General features: G+C 58.2%; 26 protein-coding genes. 10 read left to right on the forward strand and 16 right to left on the reverse strand.

Features of this window, described 5'->3' with window-relative positions; genetic code table 11:
* Positions 1 to 75: 75 nt before the first annotated feature.
* The 8 genes from gyrB to mutM all read right to left on the reverse strand — a co-directional run bounded on the left by gyrB (position 76) and on the right by mutM (position 9,810).
* Positions 76 to 2,508, reverse strand: coding sequence for a DNA topoisomerase (ATP-hydrolyzing) subunit B (gene gyrB / locus OEU85_RS17135; RefSeq protein ID WP_317277436.1), 2,433 nt, complete (start codon positions 2,506 to 2,508; stop codon positions 76 to 78).
* 20 nt (positions 2,509 to 2,528) lie between these two features.
* Positions 2,529 to 3,716 carry a DNA replication/repair protein RecF gene (recF, locus tag OEU85_RS17140; RefSeq protein ID WP_262692751.1) on the reverse strand — a complete coding sequence of 396 codons (1,188 nt, stop codon included), beginning with the start codon at positions 3,714 to 3,716 and terminating at the stop codon, positions 2,529 to 2,531.
* Positions 3,717 to 3,825: 109 nt separating this feature from the next.
* Positions 3,826 to 4,941, reverse strand: a complete 1,116-nt coding sequence (gene dnaN, locus OEU85_RS17145) for a DNA polymerase III subunit beta (RefSeq protein WP_262692752.1) — start codon at positions 4,939 to 4,941, stop codon at positions 3,826 to 3,828.
* Between the two features lie 311 nt (positions 4,942 to 5,252).
* On the reverse strand, positions 5,253 to 6,671 hold the full coding sequence (dnaA, locus tag OEU85_RS17150) for a chromosomal replication initiator protein DnaA (RefSeq protein ID WP_262692753.1): 1,419 nt from the start codon (positions 6,669 to 6,671) through the stop codon (positions 5,253 to 5,255).
* Between the two features lie 560 nt (positions 6,672 to 7,231).
* Positions 7,232 to 7,495 carry a 30S ribosomal protein S20 gene (rpsT, locus tag OEU85_RS17155; RefSeq protein ID WP_262692754.1) on the reverse strand — a complete coding sequence of 88 codons (264 nt, stop codon included), beginning with the start codon at positions 7,493 to 7,495 and terminating at the stop codon, positions 7,232 to 7,234.
* Positions 7,496 to 7,709: 214 nt separating this feature from the next.
* Entirely contained in the window at positions 7,710 to 8,486 is a 777-nt protein-coding gene (locus OEU85_RS17160) for an enoyl-CoA hydratase (RefSeq protein WP_262692755.1), read from the reverse strand.
* Between the two features lie 104 nt (positions 8,487 to 8,590).
* On the reverse strand, positions 8,591 to 8,962 hold the full coding sequence (locus tag OEU85_RS17165) for a hypothetical protein (protein WP_262692756.1): 372 nt from the start codon (positions 8,960 to 8,962) through the stop codon (positions 8,591 to 8,593).
* Positions 8,963 to 8,973: 11 nt separating this feature from the next.
* The gene (gene mutM, locus OEU85_RS17170; RefSeq protein ID WP_262692757.1) at positions 8,974 to 9,810 is read right to left on the reverse strand and encodes a bifunctional DNA-formamidopyrimidine glycosylase/DNA-(apurinic or apyrimidinic site) lyase; all 837 of its coding nucleotides are present in this window, start codon (positions 9,808 to 9,810) and stop codon (positions 8,974 to 8,976) included.
* Positions 9,811 to 9,929: 119 nt separating this feature from the next.
* Between mutM and ubiE the strand changes: the two genes are divergently transcribed.
* From ubiE to OEU85_RS17215, 9 genes are all read left to right on the forward strand, one after another.
* Positions 9,930 to 10,712 (forward strand): bifunctional demethylmenaquinone methyltransferase/2-methoxy-6-polyprenyl-1,4-benzoquinol methylase UbiE, encoded by a 783-nt coding sequence (ubiE, locus tag OEU85_RS17175; RefSeq protein WP_262692758.1) that lies wholly within the window; start codon positions 9,930 to 9,932, stop codon positions 10,710 to 10,712.
* Between the two features lie 10 nt (positions 10,713 to 10,722).
* Positions 10,723 to 12,252, forward strand: coding sequence for a 2-polyprenylphenol 6-hydroxylase (ubiB, locus tag OEU85_RS17180; RefSeq protein WP_262692759.1), 1,530 nt, complete (start codon positions 10,723 to 10,725; stop codon positions 12,250 to 12,252).
* A gap of 61 nt (positions 12,253 to 12,313) precedes the next feature.
* Complete coding sequence (locus OEU85_RS17185) at positions 12,314 to 12,709, forward strand: DoxX family protein (protein WP_262692760.1); 396 nt, start codon at positions 12,314 to 12,316, stop codon at positions 12,707 to 12,709.
* Between the two features lie 136 nt (positions 12,710 to 12,845).
* Positions 12,846 to 14,048 (forward strand): bifunctional phosphopantothenoylcysteine decarboxylase/phosphopantothenate--cysteine ligase CoaBC, encoded by a 1,203-nt coding sequence (gene coaBC, locus OEU85_RS17190; protein ID WP_262692761.1) that lies wholly within the window; start codon positions 12,846 to 12,848, stop codon positions 14,046 to 14,048.
* Between the two features lie 20 nt (positions 14,049 to 14,068).
* Positions 14,069 to 14,533 carry a dUTP diphosphatase gene (gene dut, locus OEU85_RS17195; RefSeq protein ID WP_262692762.1) on the forward strand — a complete coding sequence of 155 codons (465 nt, stop codon included), beginning with the start codon at positions 14,069 to 14,071 and terminating at the stop codon, positions 14,531 to 14,533.
* A 2-nt stretch (positions 14,534 to 14,535) separates the two neighbouring features.
* Positions 14,536 to 15,297 carry a HesA/MoeB/ThiF family protein gene (locus OEU85_RS17200; protein ID WP_262692763.1) on the forward strand — a complete coding sequence of 254 codons (762 nt, stop codon included), beginning with the start codon at positions 14,536 to 14,538 and terminating at the stop codon, positions 15,295 to 15,297.
* Between the two features lie 4 nt (positions 15,298 to 15,301).
* Positions 15,302 to 15,712 carry a DsrE family protein gene (locus tag OEU85_RS17205; protein ID WP_262692764.1) on the forward strand — a complete coding sequence of 137 codons (411 nt, stop codon included), beginning with the start codon at positions 15,302 to 15,304 and terminating at the stop codon, positions 15,710 to 15,712.
* Between the two features lie 142 nt (positions 15,713 to 15,854).
* Positions 15,855 to 16,094: a hypothetical protein gene (locus tag OEU85_RS17210; protein WP_262692765.1), complete on the forward strand. Its 240-nt coding sequence runs from the start codon at positions 15,855 to 15,857 to the stop codon at positions 16,092 to 16,094.
* A gap of 10 nt (positions 16,095 to 16,104) precedes the next feature.
* Positions 16,105 to 16,506, forward strand: coding sequence for a hypothetical protein (locus OEU85_RS17215; RefSeq protein ID WP_262692766.1), 402 nt, complete (start codon positions 16,105 to 16,107; stop codon positions 16,504 to 16,506).
* Here the strand turns inward: OEU85_RS17215 and OEU85_RS17220 are convergent.
* Together OEU85_RS17220 and OEU85_RS17225 are read right to left on the reverse strand one after the other, a co-directional pair.
* Complete coding sequence (locus OEU85_RS17220) at positions 16,503 to 17,201, reverse strand: aspartate/glutamate racemase family protein (protein WP_262692767.1); 699 nt, start codon at positions 17,199 to 17,201, stop codon at positions 16,503 to 16,505. The two genes, OEU85_RS17215 and OEU85_RS17220, sit on opposite strands and share 4 nt — an antisense overlap.
* Positions 17,202 to 17,213: 12 nt before the next feature.
* The gene (locus tag OEU85_RS17225) at positions 17,214 to 18,086 is read right to left on the reverse strand and encodes a prephenate dehydratase (RefSeq protein WP_262692768.1); all 873 of its coding nucleotides are present in this window, start codon (positions 18,084 to 18,086) and stop codon (positions 17,214 to 17,216) included.
* A 295-nt stretch (positions 18,087 to 18,381) separates the two neighbouring features.
* Between OEU85_RS17225 and OEU85_RS17230 the strand changes: the two genes are divergently transcribed.
* On the forward strand, positions 18,382 to 18,996 hold the full coding sequence (locus tag OEU85_RS17230) for a c-type cytochrome (protein WP_262692769.1): 615 nt from the start codon (positions 18,382 to 18,384) through the stop codon (positions 18,994 to 18,996).
* Positions 18,997 to 19,061: 65 nt separating this feature from the next.
* On the opposite strand, the gene OEU85_RS17235 is transcribed toward OEU85_RS17230, so the two are convergent.
* The 6 genes from OEU85_RS17235 to aceB form a co-directional block, all read right to left on the reverse strand.
* On the reverse strand, positions 19,062 to 19,931 hold the full coding sequence (locus tag OEU85_RS17235) for a C40 family peptidase (RefSeq protein WP_262692770.1): 870 nt from the start codon (positions 19,929 to 19,931) through the stop codon (positions 19,062 to 19,064).
* A complete protein-coding gene (locus OEU85_RS17240) occupies positions 19,924 to 20,265 on the reverse strand; it encodes a MarR family transcriptional regulator (RefSeq protein ID WP_394805445.1) in 342 nt (113 codons plus the stop codon). The genes OEU85_RS17235 and OEU85_RS17240 overlap by 8 nt, the downstream gene beginning before the upstream one ends.
* 98 nt (positions 20,266 to 20,363) lie before the next feature.
* Positions 20,364 to 21,749, reverse strand: coding sequence for a leucyl aminopeptidase family protein (locus OEU85_RS17245; RefSeq protein WP_262692772.1), 1,386 nt, complete (start codon positions 21,747 to 21,749; stop codon positions 20,364 to 20,366).
* A 32-nt stretch (positions 21,750 to 21,781) separates the two neighbouring features.
* Positions 21,782 to 22,102, reverse strand: coding sequence for a 2Fe-2S iron-sulfur cluster-binding protein (locus OEU85_RS17250; protein ID WP_262692773.1), 321 nt, complete (start codon positions 22,100 to 22,102; stop codon positions 21,782 to 21,784).
* Between the two features lie 138 nt (positions 22,103 to 22,240).
* Positions 22,241 to 23,524, reverse strand: coding sequence for an isocitrate lyase (gene aceA / locus OEU85_RS17255; protein ID WP_262692774.1), 1,284 nt, complete (start codon positions 23,522 to 23,524; stop codon positions 22,241 to 22,243).
* Positions 23,525 to 23,589: 65 nt separating this feature from the next.
* Positions 23,590 to 25,200 carry a malate synthase A gene (gene aceB / locus OEU85_RS17260; RefSeq protein ID WP_262692775.1) on the reverse strand — a complete coding sequence of 537 codons (1,611 nt, stop codon included), beginning with the start codon at positions 25,198 to 25,200 and terminating at the stop codon, positions 23,590 to 23,592.
* Positions 25,201 to 25,235 lie beyond the last annotated feature (35 nt).

Below are 25,235 nucleotides of genomic sequence, written 5' to 3' on the forward strand. Positions count from 1 at the left end.
CTTTATGTGTCACTCAGTCTCACTTTATGTGTCAATTGTCTCACTTTATGTGTCAGCCGACACCTACAAAAATCATTAGATGTCGAGATTGCCGACGCTGAGCGCATTGTCCTGAATGAAGTTGCGGCGTTCCTCGACCACGTCACCCATCAGTTTCGAAAAGATCTCATCCGCCGTATCGGCCTGGCTGACTTTCACCCGCAACAGCGAGCGAACGTCGGGGTCCAGCGTGGTTTCCCAAAGCTGTCCGGGGTTCATCTCGCCAAGGCCTTTGTAGCGCTGGATCGAGAGGCCCTTGCGACCGAATGCGAGCAGGATGGCGAGCATTTCAAGCGGTGTGCCGACGCTTTGCGCATCATCCTTGCGGATGACGGTGATCGGTTGGTCGAACAGGCCGCGTACTTCGCCCATGCGTTTGTGGAGACTGCGGGCTTCCTGACTTTCGATGAAATGCGGATCGATCTTGTGCATGTCGATCACGCCGCGCACTTCCTGCGCAAAACTATAGCCGCCATCCTCGGTTGCGGTGCCTCTCCAGCCGCGCTCATCGTCGGTGGCAACAAGGAAGTTCAGGCGGTCGGCGATCCGGTCCGCCATGGCCTGACGGCCTGCGGCGTCCTCAAGCAGTTTTTCGTCGAACCCGCCAAGGAGGCCCATAGTTTCGATGAGAATAGGATTATAACGCTGCGGAACATTTGACATGATGGATTTGATGGCGCGGGCCTCGCCTGCCAGATGCTGAATTTCCGGGCCTGCATGCTGTGAACCGCTTGAATCAGTGATCACCACGTCTGATGTACCCTGGTTAAGGAGATAATCGTCCAGCGCCTTGTCGTCCTTGAGATAAACCTCAGACTTGCCGCGGCCCACCTTATAGAGTGGGGGTTGTGCGATATAGAGATGGCCGCGTTCCACCACTTCCGGCATCTGCCGGTAGAAGAAGGTGAGGAGAAGGGTACGGATGTGTGCGCCGTCGACGTCCGCATCGGTCATGATGATGATTTTGTGGTACCTGAGCTTCTCGACATTGAAGTCTTCGCGCCCGATGCCGGTGCCGAGTGCGGTGATCAGGGTGCCGATCTCGTTTGACGCCAGCATGCGGTCAAAACGCGCACGCTCGACATTGAGGATTTTACCTCTGAGCGGCAGGATGGCCTGGTTTTTCCGGTTCCGGCCCTGCTTGGCGGAACCACCGGCGCTGTCACCCTCAACGATGAAGATCTCGGAGAGTGCCGGGTCACGTTCCTGACAGTCGGCGAGCTTGCCGGGCAGCGACGCGATATCAAGCGCGCCCTTGCGGCGGGTCAACTCCCGCGCCTTGCGGGCGGCCTCGCGTGCGGTGGCGGCGTCGATGATCTTCTGGATCACCATGCGCGATTCTGTCGGGTGCTCGCCAAACCATTCGGCCAGCTTCTCGTTCACCAGTCCCTCAATGGCGGGGCGCACTTCGGATGAAACCAGTTTATCCTTGGTTTGGCTGGAAAATTTCGGGTCCGGAACTTTTACACTTACCACAGCGGTGAGGCCCTCACGCGCGTCATCACCCGCAAGCGAGACCTTGGCTTTTTTGGCTAGGCCGCTGTCGTTGACATAGGTGTTGATCGTGCGGGTGAGCGAGGCGCGGAAGGCCGCTAGGTGTGTGCCGCCATCGCGTTGCGGGATGTTATTAGTAAAGCACAGCACATTTTCATGATAGCTGTCGTTCCACTGCAGCGAAATTTCTGCGGTGATGCCGTCTTTTTCACCCATGATGGTGATGGGCTCACCAATCTGGCTTGATTTGTTGCGGTCGAGATATTTCACAAAGGCGGTGATGCCGCCTTCATAGAAAAGGTCCACTTCCTTGATATCCGCGTGGCGATTGTCGCGCAGTAGAATATGAACACCTGAGTTTAGAAAGGCGAGCTCCCGGTAGCGGTGCTCCAGCCGGTCGAAGTCAAATTCGACAAACTTGAACGTATTGAGGGACGGCATAAAGGTCACGCTGGTGCCTTTTTTACCACCCGAATCACCAACAACAACAAGGTCGGCAACCGGCTCGCCGCGCTCGAAGCGCATATAATGCTCTTTGCCACCACGCCAGATCCGGAGCTCAAGCCAGTCAGAAAGTGCATTCACAACCGAGACCCCCACACCGTGCAGGCCACCAGAAACCTTATAGCTGTTCTGGTCGAACTTGCCGCCCGCATGGAGCTGGGTCATGATCACCTGGGCCGCTGAGACACCTTCTTCCTCGTGGATATCGGTCGGGATACCGCGGCCGTTGTCGGTCACGGTGCAACTGCCGTCCGGGTTGAGAGTCATGGTCACAAGGTCGCAGTGGCCCGCCAGCGCCTCATCGATAGCATTATCCGATACCTCGAACACCATATGGTGCAGGCCGGAGCCGTCTTCGGTGTCGCCGATATACATGCCCGGACGTTTGCGCACGGCATCAAGCCCCTTGAGGACCTTGATCGAATCCGCACCATATTCCTGTTCCGGTGTATTTGTCATTTCTTCACTCATGCCTTCGACCCTTCATCGTTTTACCCGTGGGACGGTTGGATCGCACCGTCACGCACATCAAAAAATTCCGCCCGGCCCTCGAGCGCCTCAAACAGGCTGCGGTCGGTGCCGGTTAGCCAGCATTGGCCACCAAGGGCTGCCAGTGCCTCAAACAGCGCAGAACGGCGGTCCCCGTCCAGATGCGCAACAATCTCGTCAAGAAGCATCAGTGGCGCCTGCTCCTTAATGGCGGACTGGAGCTTGGCATTTGCCAGCACCAGCGCGATGAGGAGCGCCTTCTGCTCCCCGGTAGAACACAGGTCGGCCTGCATGGCCTTGGGCGCATGCGTGACAACAAGGTCGGTCCTGTGCACGCCTTCAAACGTGCGGCCAGAGGCCATGTCGCGCGCCCGACCAGCCATCAGCTTGTCGCGGTAGGCGGCTTCGGCCTCCACCGCAGCCATGCCGTCCGCCAGCAACCCCTCGAGCCAGCCATCGATCGCCAGTTCCGCCTTGGGGAACGGGCCATCATCGGCCTCCGCGAGCTGGCCCGCGAGTTGGCCCGCGTAGTCAAGCCGCGCGGTGGCGACAGCCACGGCATGCTCTGCCATGCGCGCTTCAATCGCGCTTAGCCATGCCGGGTCGGCGCGGTGGCCCTTGTCGCTCATCAACCGGTTACGCTCGCGCATCACCCGCTCATAGGCGCCAACCTGACGGCTGTGGTCCCCATAAAGGCCCAGCACCAGCCGGTCGAGGAAGCGCCTGCGCGAGGATGGCCCCTCGATAAACAGCCGGTCCATCTGCGGCGTCAGCCATGTCACCGCCCAGCGGTCACCCAGCACATTGCTGTTGGGGGCGGCCTGGCCATCAATACGCACAAGGCGCTTGCTGCCTGCTGCGTCACCGCCCATATCCTGGCCTGTGCCCACCTTCACGCTGTCACCCGCGAGATCGAGCACGGCAGACACGGCCCACGGGCTTGTGCTGCCCTGTTTGGCCACTTCACTGATCGTTGCGCGCCTAAGCCCCCGCCCGGGCGCCAGATAGCTGAGCGCCTCAAGCACGTTGGTTTTGCCTGCACCGTTTTCGCCGGTCAGCACCACAAGGGGTGACTGTCCCTGTGGCTTCACGCTCACCCGTGCGTAGGAGCGGAAGTTGGTGAGCATCAGGCTCTCCACATACACACCCTGCCGGGGCATATCAGCCCACGTCTCTACCGCGTCAGCCATGGCTCATCACCAGTAGCAAGGCAGCAAAAGGGGTGTGGCGTTTCAAGGCGAATGCTCATCCTGTTTATTTTCTGGCGGGTCAAAACCATATAGGGAGGGAGGCCAGCGATCAGACCCGCATCGGCATCAGAACGTATAGTGCGCCCGCATCAACCATATCCTTGAGCACCGTCGGCGCAGATGGGTCAGCAAGGAAAACCTGCACCGTCTCTCCCTCGACCTGCGCGAGGATGTCGAGCAGATAGCGGCTGTTAAAACCGATCTCCAGCGCGTCAGCACCGTAGGATGCCGCCAGCTCTTCCGTCGCGGTGCCGCTATCCGGGCTGTTGACGGAAAGTGTGAGGGTATCCTCCGCAATCGACAGTTTCACGGAGCGTGTCTTGTCGGAACTGATGGTGGAGACCCGGTCGGTTGCCTCCGCGAACAGGCGGCAGTCCATCTCCAGCATCTTGTCATTCCCCTTGGGGATGACACGGCTATAGTCCGGGAACGTGCCGTCGATCAATTTCGAGGTGACAACCGCACCGTCATAGGAAAAGCGGATCTTGGTGTCGGAAAGCGAAACCTGCACCGCGCCCTCAAACTCGTCGATCAGTTTCCTGACCTCGCCAACTGTCTTGCGCGGGATGATGATACCGGGCATGCCAGCAGCGCCTTCGGGTACGTCCTGTTCCACCTGCGCCAGGCGGTGGCCGTCGGTCGCCACAGCCCGCAGGGTCGCACCGTCTTCGGTATTGGCCACATGCAGGTAGATACCATTGAGGTAATAGCGGGTTTCCTCGGTAGAGATCGCGAAGCGGGCCTTGTCAATGAGGCGCTTCAGTTCAGCCGCCGCCAGTTCGAAGCGGTGCGGCATGTCGCCTTCGCTCATCACCGGAAAATCTTCCTTGTCGAGACAGGCGAGCGTGAAACGCGAGCGGCCGGCCTTCACGATCAGGCGGTCGTTGTCCTCGGCGGTCAGTTCAACCTCTGAGCCGTCAGGCAGCTTGCGCACGATGTCGAACAGCGTATGGGCCGGTACGGTAATGGCACCGCCCTGAGCCACGTTGGCTTTGGTGCGCTCGACGATGGCGATATCAAGGTCGGTCGCTGTCATGGAGACCGTGTCGCCGTCTGCTTCCATCATCACGTTTGAAAGGATGGGGATCGTATTCCTGCGCTCGACCACTGACTGCACGTGCCCCAGTGTCTTGAGAAGGGAATTCCGCTCGATAGTGACTTTCATGGATAATTCTTCTTGTCTGACTGTTTCTCCCGGCCCCGGATAGTATGGCCCCGTGCCGGACACTCCCGCCTCATCGCTTGTCCCGTTTTGGGTACTTTTCCCCTGCCGCCAACCGCCTCCCAGTTGCCAGCCTGAAGATGGGTGATAACCACCCGAAGCCATGAGGATTTAATTCATAGGGAACAATAGCGATTTTGGCGCTCAAACCAAACTAAAAAGCGCCAAAAAGGCTCTTTTTTTTGGAGCGCGGAATCGAAGGAAAACAGCCGAGTCGCACCAGCGCTTTTTGCCTGGGGGCGGGGGGCTTTGTTCTAGCCCTCCAGCATGCGGCTCAGGCGGGTGATGTCGTCGTCCATCTGGCTGTCGTCGCGGCGCAGGTCCTCGACCTTCCGGACCGCGTGCATGACCGTTGTGTGGTCGCGTCCGCCGAAGCGGCGACCGATCTCCGGCAGGCTGCGGCTGGTGAGTTGTTTCGACAGATACATGGCGATCTGTCGTGGGCGGGCGATGTTGCGCGCGCGCCGTTCCGACAGCATTTCTGCCAGCCGCAGGTTGAAATAGTCCGCCACCGCGCGCTGGATCTCGTCAATTGTCAACTTGCGGTCATTGGCGCGGATAAGGTCCTGCAGCACATCGCGGGTCATGTCCATGGTGATGGGGCGGCCCACGAGGGTGGCATAGGCCATCACACGGTTCAGCGCGCCCTCAAGCTCGCGTACATTCGAGGTGATGCGGCGGGCGAGGAACTCAAGCACCTCGGCGGGCACTATCACGTTTCTGGACTGTTCCGCCTTCGACTGAAGGATGCCAAGCCGAAGTTCATAGTCGGTCGGGTGAATATCCGCCACAAGGCCCCAGCCAAGGCGGCTGATGATGCGTTCCTGGATGCCTTCAAGGTCGGTTGGCGACCGGTCGGCGGTAATCACCACCTGACAGCGGTTGTCCACAAGCGCGTTGAAGGTGTGGAAAAATTCTTCCTGCGTGCTTTCCTTGTTGGCGATGAACTGTACGTCATCCACCATCAGGAGGTCGACCGCGCGGAACTTCTGCTTGAAGGCGTGGGTGTCCTTGAAGCGCAGCGCGGCGATAAATTCGAACATGAATTTTTCGGCCGAGATATAGACCACGCGTTTCTCGGGCGTATTGCGGCGCACTTCCCATGCAATCGCGTGCATCAGATGGGTTTTGCCAAGCCCGACGCCACCGTGCAGGAACAAGGGGTTAAAGGCCACCTCACCGGATTCGGAAATGCGTTTGGCGGCAGCATAGGCCAGTTCATTCGATTTGCCGACCACAAAGCTGTCGAAGGTATATTTCGGATCAAGCGCGCTGCTCTCGCTCGAGCGCGCACCAATGCCGGTATCCGCTGGCTCGGCTTTTGCGGCCGGTGCCGGTGCTGGGGTGCCGTTTCGCTGCGTGTCGCGGGTGGCAAGGCGAATGGTCAGCGCTTTGACGCGCGGATCCTCGCTTGAGAAAAAGTCCTTGAGACGCGGTGCATAGTGGCGCTGAATCCAGTCGCGCACAAATTTGGTTGGTGCCGTCAGCTCAGCGGTGCCGCCATCGATACCATTAAACCCCAATTGTCCAAGCCATGTAGTAAACGCATGCTGGCCGAATTCATGTTTGAACTTCTCACAGACCCGTGGCCATGGTGATTGATCAAGCTCTTGGTTCAGCGTGGATGCGACCCCCCCGGTAGCCCCCATGGTATCTTGCTCCCTCTGCGACATCGGGCAATTATCTCCTTTTACACCAAACACAATACTTGTCCTGCCCGACACTGGTTCAACCACTTCCCTTGCCGCAAACACACTTGCAGCGGTGCTGGTAACAATGCATTTGCTCAAAAGGAGAGCGTAGCGCCAGCCGAGGGCACGGATGTCCCGATCTGCTATTTTCAAAGGCGGTGGCGTGATCCCAGCTCAATAACTATCGCATCAAACTCTAGCGTTGCCTGGGGCCTGAACCACATTCGGGCTGCTCTCTCTGAAAGAGAAGGTAAGGCGCCCGACCGGCCCACCGCGTAAGGAAGGAATGTACAGCCGCACCCCCTCCCTCACAACCGATTCTATCGCTTGACAGCAATTAAATTCACAGCCCTATGGCGCGATTCAGGCGGCGCTACAAGATGTTGATTTCACCGTGAAACCGATAATATCCTGTGCTCTTTTTGTTCGCAGAACATTCAAGCAACAAAAAAAGCCGCACCAAATAGGTGCAGCTTTTCAACTTTTTCATCGCTTGCCTTGGGGCGAATCGGGAACGGCGGGCCGCCCCTTAAGCGGATGTCTTATGCAAGCGCCTTAACGCGAGCGGACAGACGAGAAACCTTGCGTGACGCTGTCTTCTTGTGAAGAACGCCTTTGGTAACACCGCGCATGATTTCAGGCTGTGCACTTTTAAGAGCTTCACCAGCAGCCGCCTTGTCGCCGGAAGCAATCGCTTCTTCAACCTTGCGCACGAAAGTGCGGATACGGCTGACGCGGGACTTGTTCACGATACGACGTGTTTCGTTCTGACGAATGCGTTTCTTGGCTTGTACAGAATTTGCCATTTTCTTCTTTAACCTTTTGCGGACCCGCGCCCCGTTTGTCGTCCGGCGCTTAAGTGTCCTTGCTTTCTTCTATTTGTCCGGGCCGCCTCAACCACTCGGGGCAACCGCGTATGAATTCGAGGTCGGGTCTATATACCGCTTCTGAAGCTGCGTCAATAGTCGAAGGCCAGAAAACTTAAGGGATCGCTGGCCTTCTTCCCTGTCTCCGGTGCCCTCAGCAGTTTTTGAACTGCGGCTGGCGTTTCTCGATAAAGGCGTTCATGCCTTCCTTCTGGTCTTCGGTCGCAAAAAGCGAGTGGAAGGCCCGGCGTTCAAACAGAAGGCCTTCCGCCAGGCTTGTTTCAAGTGCGCGGTTGGTTGCTTCCTTCGCCAAGGCCACGCTTGGGGCCGAAAGCCCTGCGATGCCGCTGGCGATTTCCATCACCTTGTCCAGCAGGTCGTCCACCGGCACAATACGGCTGACAAGGCCGGACCGCTCGGCTTCCTCGGCGCCCATCATGCGGCCCGTGAGCATCATGTCCATCGCCTTCGACTTGCCGACAAGGCGCGTCAGGCGCTGGGAACCCCCAATGCCGGGGATGACCCCAAGCTTGATCTCCGGTTGGCCGAATTTTGCAGTGTCGGCCGCCACAATGAAGTCGCACGCCATGGCAATCTCGCAGCCACCGCCAAGCGCGTAGCCTGACACCGCGGCGATAACCGGTTTGCGCACGCGCGCAAAAATATCATTGATGCCGCCAAACAGGTTGCTTTTCGCGACGTCCGCGAAGGTGAGTTCCGACATTTCCTTGATGTCGGCACCTGCGGCGAACGCTTTTTCGCTGCCGGTGACAACAATCGCACCCACTTCGTCGTCTGCGTCCAGCGCCAGAAGCGCGTCACCCAGTTCTCCCAGAAGTGTACTGTTGAGCGCGTTCAGCGCGTCGGGGCGGTTGAACGTGATCAGTCCAACACCTTCCTGCTTGTCGAGCAGAATCGTTTCAAAAGTCATTAATCAGCCTTTTCTTGATCTGACTGTCGGTCGAGACTCCTACTGCTCTTGGACCGGTTTGAAAAGACCTTTATGGAAAGGCTGTCGGAGCCCGCCACATATGGTCATTCCACGGGTTCAAGGCGCAAGATGATGCGGTGATCTTTCGGTGTTTCCTCGGGTTTGGTGAAAACCAGCCGATTCTCTTCCCGGGCGCAGGTCATCGCTTCCGCGTTTTGTATGCAGGCCCAGCCGAGTCCCGTCAGCGCCGCGTTATAGGCTTTGATGGCATCGTCGCTGGTGCCGGACAGCAGAAAGGTATATTCCGCCACCGTGCCGGATGGCGTGTCGAAAATCACCGGATCACCTTCAATGGCGATGACCATTTCAAGCTGGGGCACATCCGGCAGGCCTTCCAGAAAAACGTCGTTCTGCGCGTAGGCGGCGTTGCACAAAACCGGCACAATTATCGCACATATCACGCACAGTTTTCGCACAGTTCTGGCTCCTAATTCTGGCAGGTTTCGCAGTAAAAGCTGGAGCGACCCTGCTGGACGATTCGCATCACCGTACCACCACATTCCGGTTTGGAACAGGCCTCACCTTCGCGGCCATAAGCCTTGAAGCTGTGCTGGAAATAGCCCAGCTCGCCACTGGTCTGGACATAGTCCTTCAAGGTGGAACCCCCGGCGGCAATTGCCTCCGTCAGCACGTCACGGATGATGGGCACAAGCCGCGCGGCGTCGTTGCCTGCGACCGTAAGTGCTTGGCGAGATGGATGAATTCCCGCGCGCCACAAAGCCTCGCAGACATAAATATTGCCAAGCCCAGCCACCAGCTTCTGGTCCAGAAGCGCGGCCTTGATGCTGGACTTGCGGCCCATGAGCCTCGCGTTCAAGACATCGATGTTGAATTCATTGCCCAGCGGCTCGGGTCCAATGTCGCGGATCAGCGGATGATCTGCAATTGTTTCCCGGTCGCTGAACAGGATCAGGCCGAAGCGCCGCGCATCATTATAAATAACGTGTGTGCCGTTTGTGGTTTTCAGCACCACATGGTCGTGTTTCTCAAGTATTTCCGGGGCGTTTGCAGCATCATGAATGGTCACCCGGCCTGACATGCCAAGATGCAGAATCACCACCAGGCCGTCCTCGCATTCCATCAGGATATATTTGGACCGCCGTGTGAGGCGCTCAATACGGTTGCCAGCCAGCCGTGTACTGAAATCGGAGGGGACCGGGAAGCGGAGCTTGCGGACGCGTGCCAACGCCTCGGCAATCGTTGCCCCCTCGAGGGCGGGCAACAGGCCGCGCCGGACCGTTTCAACCTCAGGCAATTCGGGCATTTTGTCGCGTTCCCCTCAGCGGCTTAAAGGCATAGAGATAAAAGGGCGCTGGCAATCCAGCCCCTTGCTGGGCTATGGTCCGCCGAAATCGCCGCATCACAAGCAACAGGGCCGATGGCATGATGTCAAGCAGCAAAGACGACCAAACCGGCGCAGCCGCCACCGATTCGACCACGCATTTTGGTTTCAGGACCGTGCGTGAGGAAGAAAAAGCCTCCATGGTGCGCGGTGTCTTCAACTCTGTCGCCGATAAATATGACGTGATGAACGACGCCATGAGCATGGGCGTGCACCGGGTTTGGAAAAACTCGCTGATCAACAGCATCAACCCGCGCCCCGGCATGCATCTGCTGGATGTGGCGGGCGGCACCGGTGATATTGCTTTCCGCTTCCTGGACGCCAGCGAAGGCGGACAGGTGACCGTATGTGACATCAATGCCGAGATGCTGCGGGTTGGCCGTGAGCGCGCTTCGGATAACGGCTATGCTGGCAGGGCGGAATTTGTATGCGGGGACGCACAGAAGCTGCCGTTCGAGGATCGCAGCAAGGATGCCTATACCATCGCCTTCGGGATCAGGAACGTAACGCGCATTGAGGAAGCGCTGGCGGAAGCTTACCGCGTGCTGAAACCGGGTGCGAAGTTCTTCTGCCTTGAATTCAGCCCACAAGTGGTGCCGGTGCTGCAAAGCACCTATGACAGCTATAGCTTCAACATGATTCCTAAAATGGGCAAGGCGATCACGGGCGATGCCGGCAGTTACCAGTATCTGGTCGAATCGATCCGCCGTTTCCCCGCGCCTGACCGCTTTGTGGACATGATCAGGGCGGCAGGTTTTAGCCGCGTGGGCTATCGCACCATGTCGGCCGGGGTCGTGGCCATCCATACCGGCACCCGGATTTGAGGGGACGCGTGTGCTGACGCTTCGCTATTTATTACAGCTTTATCTGCTTGCTGCTGGCTTGCGCCGCTACGGTGCGATCCGCGCGCTGGCAGGTATTGAGCTGGTGCCCGACTGGGCACCGAAGTTTTTGCGCTGCCTGACCTTTTATATCCCTCGCCGCCGCGGCCTGCCGAATGCGGACGGCGAACGTCTTGCCCTTGCGCTGGCCGCCATGGGGCCTGCTTACATCAAGCTCGGACAGACACTGGCGACCCGACCGGACCTTGTGGGACGGCCACTGGCTGAAGGGCTCAGCACCTTGCAGGACCGCTTGCCGCCGTTTCCCTTTGCCAAGGCAAAAGAAACAATTGAGCGTGAACTGGGCGGCAGCCTGACAGACCATTACAGCGCGTTTGAAGAGAAACCAGTGGCGGCGGCTTCCATCGCGCAGGTCCATAAGGCGGTAACGACGGCGGGGTTGCCTGTTGCGGTTAAGGTATTGCGCCCCGATGTGGTGGCGCGTTTTACCCGTGATCTCAGGCTTTTTGAATGGCTGGCGGAACTGGCGGAACGTCATGTGCGGGAGGCACAACGCCTGCGCCTTACCAAGGTTGTGGCAAAGGTGCGCGAGACGGTGCTCAGGGAGATGGACCTGCGCCTTGAAGCGGCGGCAGCGGCTGAGCTTAAGGAAAATATGGCCAGCGAAAGTGGCTACCGCTTGCCGAAAATCGAGTGGGACCACACGACCAGAAGTGTGCTGACACTTGAATGGGTGGAGGGTGTGCGTCTGGCAGACAGGGCAGCACTTGAAGCCGCCGGGCATGACCTGACTGCCCTTGGGGCCCGTGTTGTGCAAGTATTCCTCACACAAGCGCTGAGGGACGGGTTTTTCCATGCCGACCTGCACCAGGGAAACCTGATTGTGCAGGCAGACGGCACCATAGTTGCCATCGATTTTGGTATCATGGGGCGGCTGTCGAAACTTGAGCGGCGGTTCCTTGCCGAGATTCTTTACGGATTTATTCGCCGCGACTATCGTCGCGTGGCGCAAATTCACTTTGACGCGGGTTATGTACCCAGAGACCAGAGCCTTGAGGAATTTGCGCAGGCCATGCGGTCGATTGCTGACCCGATCATGGACCTGCCGGTAGAGGAAATCTCGGCTGGCCAGCTTCTGGCCCAGCTTTTTGCTACCACCGAGCGTTTTTCCATGCAGACCCAGCCGCAGCTTCTTTTGCTGCAGCGCACGATGGTGATGGCCGAAGGCATGGCCCTGCACCTCAACCCGCGTGCCAACATGTGGCAGATATCCGAACCGGTGATCGAGCGCTGGATCAGGGGTAACCTGTCGCCCGAAGCACGGCTTGCGGACGCCATCAATACCCTGCCACGCCTGTTGGACCGCTTGCCCGCGCGCCTTGAACGCTGGTTGTCGGATGACGAAGTGCCGGTAGTGCCGATGCCTGACCCCGGGCTGGAGAATAAGCCAAAGTCGAGCCTGTTTCCCTTTGCACTTGGTCTGGTTGTGGGGGCGGCTATCCTGAAAATCCTCGCGCTTTAAGCGCGCTTGTGGATTTTCCCGTTTTAGGTGACACTGGTTTCTTCCATTAGGGGAGGGAACCATGGAAAAATTGACACCTTATGCACATCTTTTGGGCCGTGTTCTGCTGGCGCTTATCTTTGTGTTGGCAGGCTTTGGCAAAATCACCGGCGATCCGGCGGGCACCATGCAATATATGGAAGCTCAGGGCGTGCCTGGCTTCCTGTTCTGGCCAGCAGCCTTGTTTGAACTTCTGGCGGGGCTTGCCATCCTCATTGGCTTCCAGACCCGCGTCGTTGCCTTTCTGCTGGCAGGATTTTGCGGCGTGACCGCGATCATGTTTCACGCCAATTTTGCCGACCAGATGCAAATGGGCATGTTCATGAAAAACTTTGGCATGGCAGGTGGTTTTCTGGTGCTGATGGCCGCAGGCGCCGGGCAATACAGCCTTGATGCCAAACGGTCTGCCACGGTCTGATCCAGCTCATTCCAAAGGGTGCTTGCCGGCTTTGTCGCGGCACCCTTTTTCTTGGCGCTGTTTGCCTGAGTGATTGCGAGAGCAGTCAAAGAACCCTATATGTCTGGGGCATATTCAACGGGATAAGAGAAGCGTGATGCTGGCAAACAAACGCATATTGCTGATCATCGGCGGCGGGGTCGCGGCCTATAAGGCGCTTGACCTGGCACGGCGCCTGATGGAACGCGGCGCCAGCGTGCGCGGTGTGCTGACGTCGGGTGGGCAGGAATTTATCACGCCGCTGTCGGTTGCCAGCCTGACGGGCGACCAGTGTTACACGGATCTCTTTTCCCTCAAGGACGAAGCCGAGATGGGGCATATCCGCCTCAGCCGCGAAGCCGACCTTATTGTTATTGCTCCCGCGACCGCCGACCTGATGGCCAAAATGGCGGGCGGGCTGGCCAACGATCTTGCGTCCACTGTTCTGCTGGCCACCGACAAGCCGGTTTTGGTCGCGCCAGCGATGAACGCGCAGATGTGGGACCATGCCGCCGTGCGCCGGAATGTGGCGCAATTGGGTGCGGACGGTGTGATGATGGTGGGGCCTGATGCCGGGCTTCTGGCGTGTGGCGAGGTTGGCTCCGGCCGCCTTGCGGATGTGATGGATATTGTTGGTGCGGTGGAGGCTTTCTTCAAACGTGGTAGCGGGCCGCTTTCGGGCAAGCATGTCGTGGTCACGGCTGGCCCGACACATGAACCGATTGACCCCGTGCGCTATATTGCCAACCGCTCCAGCGGCAAGCAGGGTTTTGCGCTGGCTGGCGCGCTGGCAAATCTGGGCGCCAAGGTGACGCTTGTGGCTGGCCCTGTTGAGCGTCCCACCCCTCTTGGGGTTGACCGTATAGACGTTGAGACTGCGCTTGAGATGGAGGCCGCCGTCAAGGCTGCCCTGCCAGCCGACGCCGCAGTATGTGTTGCCGCCGTCGCGGACTGGCGCGCCAGCAACAGCACGGATCAGAAGCTCAAGAAATCAAAGGACGGTCTGCCCGCCCTCAGCCTGACGGAAAATCCGGATATCCTGAAGGGCCTGGCATCCATGAAAAATGGTCGGCCGCGCCTTGTGGTTGGCTTCGCCGCAGAGACGGAAAACGTGGTCGACTACGCCACAGCCAAGCGCGCGCGCAAGGGCTGTGATATGATTGTCGCCAATGATGTCTCCGCCACTGGCGGTGCCATGGGCGGAGAGACAAACGAGATTCATATCATTGAGGAAAGCGGCAGTGAGAGTTGGCCGCGCCTTGACAAGACCGAGGTGGCAAAACGCCTCGCGGCCCGCATCGCCGATAAACTCAAAGACTAGATTTCAGGGAAAATAAACATATGACCAGCGCAAAAGTGGCAATCAATGTTGTGAAGTTGCCGCACGGGGCCGACCTCAAACTGCCGAAGTATGAGACAGAACAAAGCGCGGGCATGGATCTCTATGCCGCGCTTGGTGAGGGTGACTCTGTGACCCTTGGCCCGCTAGAGCGCACTATGGTGCCCACCGGCCTCGCGATGGCTCTCCCGGCGGGGTATGAGGCTCAGGTGCGGCCGCGCTCAGGCCTTGCGGCCAAGAATGGTATCTCGGTTCTCAATACACCGGGCACCATTGACGCCGACTATCGCGGTGAAGTGAAGGTTATTCTGGCGAACCTGTCGAATGAGCCGTTCACCATTGAGCGCGGTATGCGCATCGCGCAGATGATCATTGCGCCTGTGACACAAGGCACTTGGGTGGAGGTTGACACCCTTGACGAGACCGCTCGCGGCGCAGGCGGTTTTGGTTCCACCGGCATAAAGTAATTATGGATTTTACCGACGAACAGCTTGAACGTTACGCGCGGCACATCATCCTCAAGGAGGTTGGTGGAACGGGGCAGGCGAAGCTACTTGGTTCAAAGGTGCTGGTCGTGGGCGCAGGTGGGCTTGGCGCGCCGATGCTGATGTATCTGGCGGCGGCGGGCGTGGGCACCATTGGCATCATTGATGATGATGTGGTGGAGTTGTCGAACCTGCAGCGGCAGGTCATCCACACCACCGAGAATATCGGCAAGGCAAAGGTCGAAAGCGCCGCTGAGGCGATTCGTGCGCTGAACCCTGATGTGACTGTGAAGTTGTATCAGGACCGTATCACGCTTGCCAACGCCCGGCAGATCATTGCGGATTATGACGTTGTGGCTGACGGCTGTGATAATTTCAAAACCCGGCTGATTGTCAGTGATGGCTGTGTGGCGCTTGAAAAGACGCTCGTCTCCGCAGCGCTTGGTCCCTATGAGGGGCAGGTGGCGACCTTCAAGCCTCATGCGGGCGAGGGTTTGCCGTGTTACCGCTGTTTCCTGCCCGAAGCGCCGCCTGAGCGGGAAGCGGGCACCTGTGCTGACTTTGGCATATTGGGTGCGGTGGCCGGTATGCTGGGCACCATGCAGGCGCTTGAGGTGCTGAAGGAAATCACCGGGGTGGGTGAAAGCCTTGCGGGCAAAATCCTGCTTGTGGACGCACTTTCAATGATGACACGCAAGATCGCCCTACCCAGGGACCCGATGTGCCGCGCCTGCGGGAAGGGATAACCACATGCCGGCAAAACGCCCGATGACATTGATAATGATCTCAAGTGCGGCGGAGCGTATCCATATGGCGCTGATGACCGGCGCGACCGCTGCGGCGATGGGGCGGCCGGTCACCTTCTTTTTCTCCAAGTCAGCGGTTCGGTTCCTCACCCGGGCTGGTTGGCAGGCCATGCAGACATCGGACGGTGAACCCGCGCCAGAGATGGACGCAGCACTTGAGGCTCGCGGCGTGGCGGATAGTGCCGTGCTGCTGGACGGCATCGCCGCGCTGAATGTGCGGTTTGTCGCCTGTGACAGCGCGCTCAGGGAACATGATATCGACCCTGGCACGCTCATCACGCGCCCGCATGTGGAAATCGGCGGGCTTGCCGAGGTGATCGAGAAGGGCGAAGGCGGCGACTGGCTGACCTTCTGACCCAAGTACACTCTAGTATCCAGAGAGTGAGACGCGTTTCTGTGTCGGGCATGGGCTGTGACATATAAATTTCATGCCCTTGTCACCTTAATGTTACCATGGTACATTGGTAATATAGCCAACATGCCATGGTGTGCAGAGAATGAAGATTGAACGAATCCAGACCGGTGTCCGCATGGAAAAGCGGCTTGTGAAGGTTCTCAAGGGTACGGCGGAATATCTTGATATGTCGCTCGGTGACTTGTTGGAGGGCATTGTGCTGCATGCATTTGATGGCAAGACCCCGGTATTTTCCGATGAGACGCGCGCCAAGATTGACGTGCTCAAGGTGGTGTACGGCTGTGATCTTGACGCCGCCATGAGCCATAAACTCTCAGAGTAAGGAGATGACGATGAACGACCTTGACCTTTTCCGCGCCTTTGAGAGCGGCCTGCTCGCGCGGGACGCTTTCAGCCACCGCGTCCATGTACAGCTTGGCTGGATTTATGTGGGTCGGTTTCCACTTGCTGAAGCGATTGAACGTTTTTCAGCGCGGTTGAAAAGCTGGGCACGCAAGCATGACGTAGATGGCCTGTATCATGAGACCATCACCTGGGCATATCTCATGATTATTAATGAACGCCGCCATAAGCACGCGGGCGATGATTTTGAGGCATTTATTGAGACGAATGCCGACCTTCTGGGTAAACCTTCGGTGCTTGAGGACTATTATACCCGCGAGACACTGGACAGCGACCACGCCCGGCAAACCTATGTCATGCCGGACAAGGCGCTGGCGCTGAAGGCGGCTTAGTCAGCTGCCGTTGCCAGTGCGACCGCGGCCTGCGCGTGAATACGCGTGGTATCCAGAAGTGGGGTGTTGGTGTGGCTCTCGTTTATAAGAAGGCCGATTTCAGTGCAGCCAAGGATGATGCATTCGGCGCCTTCGGCGACGAGCTTGTCAATGATCCGGATGTAAGCCTGTCGTGAAGTTTCCCGGAGATCGCCAAGACATAGCTCTTCATAAATCACCCTGTTTACGGTCTCGCGGTCATTGGCGTCCGGCACAATGGTCTCAATACCGTGGTGGTCGTGAAGGTGTCCCTTGTAAAAGTCCTTCTCCATCGTGAAGCGTGTGGCCAGGAGGCCGACCCTCTGCATGCCTTGTGCCTTGATGGTCTGGGCCGTCGCGTCGGCGATATGCAAGAGAGGCACGCTTATCGCGGCGCTCACCTGAGGGGCAACGAGATGCATGGTATTGGTTCCAATGAGCATCATGTCAGCGCCCGCCCGCTCAAGCCTACCGGCGGCGGCGGCGAGCAGTGTGCCTGCTTCTTCCCATTTGCCCGCGTGTTGCAGGTCGGCAATGGGCGCGAAATCGACGCTGTGCATCAGGATACTGGCGCTGTGCAGGCCACCCAGTTCAGCCTTTACGCCCTCGTTGAGTAGCCGGTAATAAACCGCGGTGGATTCCCAACTCATGCCGCCCAGCAGCCCGATGGTCTTCATGGTCGCTGCTCCTTAATTTACGCCGCGTTTGCGTTCCTGCGGATAAGTGCCCAGCACGCGCACCCGTTTGGTGTGGTACCTGAGTTCATCCATCGCACGGGCGACGTTATCCATGCCCTCATGACCTTCGATATCGGCATAAAATTCGGTCGCAGTGAAGCTGTCGGATTCGTAATAGCTTTCAAGCTTGGTCATATTCACACCGTTGGTGGCGAAACCGCCGAGTGCTTTGTAAAGGGCCGCGGGTATGTTGCGCACCTCGAAGGTGAAACTGGTCATGACCGGCTCGTTATAATCTTCCGCTTCCACCGGGGTCTGGGACAACACCACAAAGCGTGTCGTGTTGTTGCCTTCGTCCTGATAATCCCTGCGCAGGATCTTCAGGCCATATACTTCGGCCGCGAGTTCGCTGGCGATGGCACCGAGACTTGGATCGGCGGCTTCGGAGACATACTTGGCGGAGCCTGCGGTATCCGCAAACGGCACGCGCTCAAGCCCCATCGCGCGCAAGTTCTTGCGGCACTGTCCGATGGCTTGCACATGGCTTGTCACCCGTTTCAGCGTCTCTTCTGTCGCATTCGGGCTGCACAAGAGGCAATGCCGGATAGCTTCAAAATGCTCACCAACGATATGCAGGCCGCTGTCGGGCAACAGTATGTGGATGTCGGCGACCCGTCCTGCCGTTGAGTTTTCAATGGGAATCATCGCCAGCCGTGCGGCGCCATTTTGCACTGCTGCGAGGGCATCTTCAAAGCTGGGGCAGGGCAGCACATCCATATCAGGAAACTTGGCGACGCACGCCATATGGGAATAAGCGCCCAACTCCCCCTGAAAGGAAATCCTGTTGGCGGGGTTGGCTTGTGCGGCTGAAGATTGCCTTGTCATGATATTTTACTCGTCCGGCCATTTTTGAAATAAATGAACAAACCTTGTGCCAACGGCGGTTGGCCAAGTCAACGCGCTAAGTGTCTGAAAAGCCCCTGCGCGCATATGCCTCATGGTTTGTGGATAAAAAAAATGCTGTTTTTTGCCTCGAGAAGCGAAATTCGTGTAAATGACGACTTGAAAATCAGTCATGTGAGCGGCTATTGTCCGCCCGAATTACCGGTCTGCGTCTGTCAGGGTTAATAAGGGGCGGGCCATTGTTATCCGGATTGCTCGCCTGCAAGGAGAAGAGCCTGTGTCCTTAGAATCGAACAAAATTTTTGCGGCCATCCTTTCGTCCGCACTGTTGATCATGGTTATTTCAATAGTGTCGGAAGGCGTGTTCCATGAAGAAGACCACAAGCCGTCCTTCACGATTGAAGTTGCCACTGATGATGGTGCTGAAGAAGTTGTGGAAGAAGGCCCATCGCTGGCGGAATTGCTGCAGACGGCTGATGCCGGTAAAGGCGAGCGTCAGTTCGCCAAATGCAAAAGCTGTCACACTGTTGAAAAAGGCGGCAAGGACGGCACGGGCCCACACCTTTACGGCGTCATCGGTCGTGGCATTGGCGAAGTTGATGGTTTCGGCTATTCCGGCGCCCTGTCTGGTCAGGATGGTATGTGGACATACGAGAAGCTGAACGAATGGCTCGCCAGCCCGAAAAACACTTTCCCGGGTACGTCAATGGCGTTTGCCGGTATTCGCAAGGATGAGCAGCGCGCTGACTTGATCGCCTATTTGCGCACTTTCAACGACAACCCGCCACCATTGCCGGAAGTTGTTGCTGAGGAAGAACCTGCTGCGGAAGAAAGCACGGATGCTGCCGCAGATGCGGCAGAGGGTGCCGTTGAAGAAGAAGCGCACCACTAATTACCGCTTCGTTCAAGGGAGCGGAAGCGGCGTACCCTGTCCGGGTGCGCCGTTTCTTTTCGTTTTTATGATATTCGCCTGAAACCTTTGAAGGGCACAAGGTCCTGACCTTTGCGCTCAAGGTCTTTCTGCACCCACCGAATGACCTCGTTCACCGGGTCTATGGTCACGGCCATATGGGTGGCGTTGGCATGCAACAGGTGCACACCGTCAATCATCCAGCCCACGTGGCCAGGGAAAAATGCAAGGTCCCCGCGTACAGGTTTTTCACCCGCTTCAAGCAAGTTGCCGATGCTGCGGAATTGTGGGCCGGTGTCGCGCAGCGTGCGAAACCCGATATGGGACAGCGCCAATTGCACGAGGCCGGAACAGTCGATGCCAAGCTTGGATCTCCCGCCCCAAAGATATGGGGAGCCGATAAATTGTTCGGCCGTGGAAACCGGGTCGCACTGCGGGTTGGCGGTGCCGATGGCTTGAAGGTGCTTCGCGTATATCCAGCCCTCAAGCGCGGTTTCGACAAAGCCGTTCTCAATCGGCCCCGGCAGGGTGACGAAAGCGCCCATTGGCAGGATGAGTTCCGGCTCTGACTTCAGGCTTGGTTCCGAATACACATGTGTAAGGGGAGCGTGGACCCGGTGCGTGGGCAATATCTCATAATCGGCGACGGCGCTTTCGGATACCCAGCCCATATAGCCATCAATGATGGAGATGATAAACCACCAGCCCGGCGCTTCCGCGATCAGTTGAACAGGCTCGCCGTATAGTGCCTCGCTCAGCGTCTGTGACGCGGACTCGGGCTCGGATTTGATGGGCGTGATGGGGCGCGCGATTACACCGTCGATACGGCTGGCGTGCAACAGATGGGGGTTGCTGTCGAGGATCTGCTCTGGGTCATGAAGCGGAGGCAGGCCAAACGGATGCAGGAGGTCATTCATAGTCGCCTTCGTCCTGGTCCACCAGCTTTTCCGCAGCCAAAATCCGATCGGACACCTCGCTCAGATATACGGCACCCTTTACAGTACGCTGCACCAATACGTTGCGGCGGTCGCTCTCATCACGTTTGCGTTTGATAAGGCCCATGCGGCCAAGCGTATCCAGCGCGCGAGTAATCACGGGCTTGGTCACATCCATTCTGGCGGCCAGGCCGCGAACCGTATGCGGGTCCCTCGTCATATAGACGGTCAACAGAAGGGTCATCTGCCGCATGGTCAAATCTGGCTCATCGGACCGCACACCATTCAGGTTGGCGGTGTGCCAGATTTTTAGCATGCGCGGGTTCGTTTTCTCGGCCACTGTTTCCGTTCCCTTACCGGAATGATCCCCGAAAACGCTACACGGGCTTGATGCAAAGACTGCCCTCTGTTGGCTTAGTCGTCAAGCTGCAAGAATTTTTTGACGGCGCCATAACATGCTCTTAGGCCTTGCGCGTCCCCGCCTTTTGGACGGCCGGGTTTCGGGCTTGGGCACCATGCGAATACATCAAAATGTACCCACGGCGTGGTCTTTTCCACAAACCGCTGCAGGTAGAGCGCGGCGGTGATTGACCCCCCAAACGGTCCGTCTGCCGTGTTGTTGAGGTCCGCAATATCGCTTTTGAGCATGGCGTCATATGGTGCCCACAGCGGCATGCGCCACAAGGGATCCTGCGCCAGGTTTGCTTCACCTTCAAGGGCGGCCCACAGGCTGTCGCTATTGCTGTAGGTGGCGGGCAGGTCTGGGCCTAGGGCCACACGCGCCGCACCGGTGAGGGTGGCGAAATCCATCAGCAGGTCTGGCGTGTCCTCGCCCGCCAGCGCCAGCGCGTCACAAAGCACCACGCGGCCTTCGGCGTCCGTGTTGCCGATTTCTACACTTAGGCCCTTGCGCGTCATTACCACATCGCCGGGGCGGTATGCGTTGCCATCCACAGCGTTCTCAACCGCCGGGATGAGCACCCGAAGCTGTACTTTAAGGCCGGTGGACATAACAAGGCGCGCGAATGCCAGTGCGTGGGCGGCCCCACCCATGTCTTTTTTCATCAGGAGCATGCCTGACGCGGGTTTGAGGTCAAGTCCGCCAGTGTCGAAACATACACCCTTGCCCACGAGTGTCAGTTTAGGGCCTTCATTGCCCCAGTTAAGGTCAATCAGACGTGGTTCGCGGCCCTCAGCGGCGGCGCGGCCAACCGCGTGGATGGCAGGGAAATTTTCGTCCAGCAGGTCGTCGCCCACGATGGTGGAACAGCTGCCGCCAAATTCTTCCGCCAGCCCTTCGGCGGCATCCTGCAAATGCGCCGGCCCCATATCTTCCGCCGGGGTGTTTACAAGGTCACGCACCATTGCGGATGCGTCGGCGAAAGCCGTCGCGACGTCAAGGCAGCTGCCTTCCGGCAGAATAAGGTTGCGGGGCTGGTTGTCGGTGTGGGCGCGGTAGCGGCCAAACCGGTATTGTGCGAGACACCAGCCGATCGACATCAGCCCGGCGTCTTCCGGGGGCGTGCCTTCAAGCCGGTAGTCCCCTTCTGTCAGGGCGGCGGCGGCTTCCGAGAGTGTCCATGGGGTGACAGCGACGCCGCCGGTGCCCACCAGCACCATCATGGCAGCGCCTGCATCACCCGGGACAATCAGGAACTTGCCTGCGTCAGCCTCAAAACGCATGGCCTTGGCCCAGGCGCGTTCCTTCTCCCCCAGTGCACCAAGGTCGTCCGGGCCGATAAGCCGCAGCGGAATGGCGTTTGCTTTTTCACCGATCGAGAGAAGGTCTGATGCTGACATATTGTGTCTGCTCCTGATTGCAGGTTTGGGGGTTAGGCTTCTGGCGCGATGGTGACCGCGAGGCCGTCCATTGAGCCGTCAACCTCGATCTGGCATGACAGGCGGCTTGAGCCGTCACGATAGTGGTCGCTGTCTTCCAGAAGATATTGTTCGTCATCTTCCATGGCGGGAAGGTCGGCATATTTGTCGCCCCCCACATAGACGTGGCAGGTGCAACAGCTGCAGCAACCGCCGCAGATGGCCGCCAGATCGTCAAAATCATTGTTGCGGATGTTCTCCATCAGCGAAAGACCTTCTTCCGCCTCGATCATCCGGGTCTGACCCGCGAGGTTGGTCACCGACACTTTTACCATAGATAATTCCTGTTCACTTACACATTGGCCTTGGGTTTGTTCCCCATATAGCACTTTGCGAACAATAAAAAAGGGCCGATCCCGGTTGGGATCGGCCAGATTACACCCGTTATAGTGGACAGGTGTGAGGGACAAACTTTATTCAGCAGCTTTGAACTGGGCGGTTTCGGTCGATTCACCCATGGCTGTGGTTGACGCGGTGCCGCCGGTGATGGCTTGTGCAACAGCGTCAAAATACCCGGTGCCAACTTCGCGCTGGTGACGCGTTGCTGTGTAACCGTCTTTCTCCGCGCCAAACTCGGCTTGCTGCAGCTCAGAGTAGGCAGCCATGCCGCGGTCGCGGTAGCCAGTTGCCAATTGGAACATGCCGTGGTTGAGGCTGTGGAAGCCCGCCAGTGTCACGAACTGATATTTGTAGCCCATGGCACCAAGCTCGCGCTGGTACTTGGCGATGGTTTCCTTGTCCAGATTGGCTTCCCAGTTGAAGGACGGCGAACAGTTGTAGGCCATCATCTTGCCGGGGAATTCCTTCTGGATGGCTTCGGCAAATTTCTTCGCATCATCAAGGTTCGGTGTGGATGTTTCCCACCACAGCAGGTCAGCGTGCTTGGCGAAGGCGAGACCGCGGGCGATACAGTGGTCGACACCGGCATCAAGGTGGAAGAAGCCTTCCGAGGTGCGGCCTTTGTCCTTTTGGATGAAGGCGTGGTCGCGCTCGTCAATGTCGGACGTGATCAGCTTGGCTGATTCGGCGTCGGTACGCGCGATGATGATCGACGGCACGCCGCAGATATCAGCGGCAAGGCGGGCGGCCTGCAGGTTTTGCTCATGCTGTTGTGTCGGGATCAGAACCTTGCCGCCGAGGTGGCCACATTTTTTCTCGGCCGCCAGTTGGTCCTCAAAGTGAACACCGGCAACACCGGCTTCGATGAAAGCTTTCATGATCTCAAACGCGTTCAGCTTGCCACCAAAACCAGCCTCGGCGTCTGCCACGATAGGGGCGAACCAGTCACGCTTCGCGCCGCCTTCTGCATGTTCGATCTGGTCGGCGCGCTGCAGTGTGCGGTTGATGCGGCGGGCCAGCTCGGGTGCTGCATTCGCAGGATACAGGCTCTGGTCCGGGTACATGGCGGAAGCGGTGTTGCTGTCGGCGGCCACCTGCCAACCGGAAAGATAAATAGCCTTGAGGCCCGCGCGAACCATCTGCATGGCCTGATTGCCGGTCATGGCGCCAAGCGAGTGCACATAATCTTCGGTATTGAGGAGGTCCCACAGCTTGCGTGAGCCGTGGTCAGCAAGCGTGTAGTCGATCTTCAGGCTGCCACGCAGGCGCTCGACATCGGCAGGCGTATAGTTGCGCTCGATGTATTTGTAGCGATCTTTTGGCGTGTTCGGGATCAGGTCTTCAAATGGCTTACTCATGGGTACTCTCCTTCTTCATGGCTGCCCCGGGCCGGCGGGGGCTATATCTCTTGGGGTGTGCTTGGTTATTTGATCAACGCATAGGCCGGGGTGGTCAGGAACTCTTCAAGGTCGTCCTTGAAAACAAGGCCGAGGAACAGCCGACCGGCGTCAGCCAGCCGACTGTCCTCGACAAGGTCCTGGCCTAAGGACTCGGTCAGTCTCGAGATTTCGTCGTCGTAAAGCGTGCGTACGAGGTCTTCCGTCACCGTGCGGCCGTCAGCGAGGGGCGCGCCCAGCTTGAGCTGCTGCCAGATTTGCGTGCGGCTGATCTCGGCGGTCGCGGCGTCTTCCATCAGGTTATAAAGCGGTACGGCACCTCGGCCTTCAAGCCACGCGGCGAGATACTGAATGCCAACGCGGATGTTTTCCCGAAGGCCCGTTTCGGTGCGCTCGCCCTCATGCGGTCTCAAAAGGTCTTCCTGGCCGATCTCGATATCAAGGCGGGTGCGGTGAATCTGGTTCTGATGCGGCATCAGGCGGTCGAACACTTCCCTGGCCACCGGCACAAGCGCCGGGTGCGCCACCCATGTGCCGTCATGGCCGAAGCTGGCTTCGCGGTCCTTGTCGGCGCGAACCTTCTCGAACGCGGCGGTGTTGGCGGCCTCGTCATTCTTGACTGGAATCTGCGCGGCCATGCCGCCCATCGCATGCGCGCCGCGCCTGTGGCAGGTGCGAATGAGCAACAGCGAATAAGCCTTGAGGAAGGCGCTGCCCATAGTTACCTGCGCGCGGTCAGGCAGAAGGTAATCGGGGTTTTTGCCGATACGCTTGATGTAGCTGAAGATATAGTCCCAGCGGCCACAGTTCAGGCCTACAATGTGGTCCTTCAGCGCAAAGAGGATCTCATCCATCTCAAACGCAGCGGGCAGGGTCTCAATGAGAACGGTAACCTTGATGGTGCCGTGTTTGAGGCCAAGCTCTTGTTCCGTGAAAGTGAACACATCATCCCACAGCGCGGCTTCCTTGTGGCTTTCCATCTTCGGTAGATAGAAGTAGGGGCCTGTGCCGCGACTGAGCAATTCTTGCGCACAATGATAGATATAAAGACCGAAGTCGAACAGCGAGGCGGAGACCGCTTGACCATCCAGCGTGGCGTGCGCTTCCGTCATGTGCCAGCCGCGGGGGCGAACTTTCAGTACCGCCGTCTTGTCCCCCATCGTATAGCTTTTGCCGGACTTGGGGTTGGTGAACGCAAGCTGGCCCCGGGCGTAATCATAAAGGTTGATCTGCCCGTCGATCATGTTTTCCCACACAGGCGCGCTGGCATCTTCAAAATCGGTCATGAAGACATTGGCGCCCGAGTTGAAGGCGTTGATCATCATCTTGCGGTCCACGGGGCCTGTGATCTCAACCCGGCGGTCCTGAAGATCATCAGGCGTGCCAAGGATTTTCCAGTTGTCTTCGCGAATGATTTTTGTCTCGGGCAGGAAGTCGGGCAGCTCACCAGCATCAAACCGTTTCTGGCGTTCCATGCGGGCCTGCATCAGGGCCTTGCGGCGCGCGCCAAACCGGCTTTCAAGGTCAGCCACAAATGCAAGCGCGCCTTCGCTGAGGATGGTTTCATAGCCCGCGTGCATCGGGCCAATGATCTCAAGCGACGGGGTTTCCGCCTGTAATTTTGTCGCTGCTGACATGGTCTGTCCTTCCCAAAACAAGTAACTTTATTGCG

The organism is Kordiimonas aestuarii (assembly GCF_025574465.1).
Classification (GTDB): domain Bacteria; phylum Pseudomonadota; class Alphaproteobacteria; order Sphingomonadales; family Kordiimonadaceae; genus Kordiimonas; species Kordiimonas aestuarii.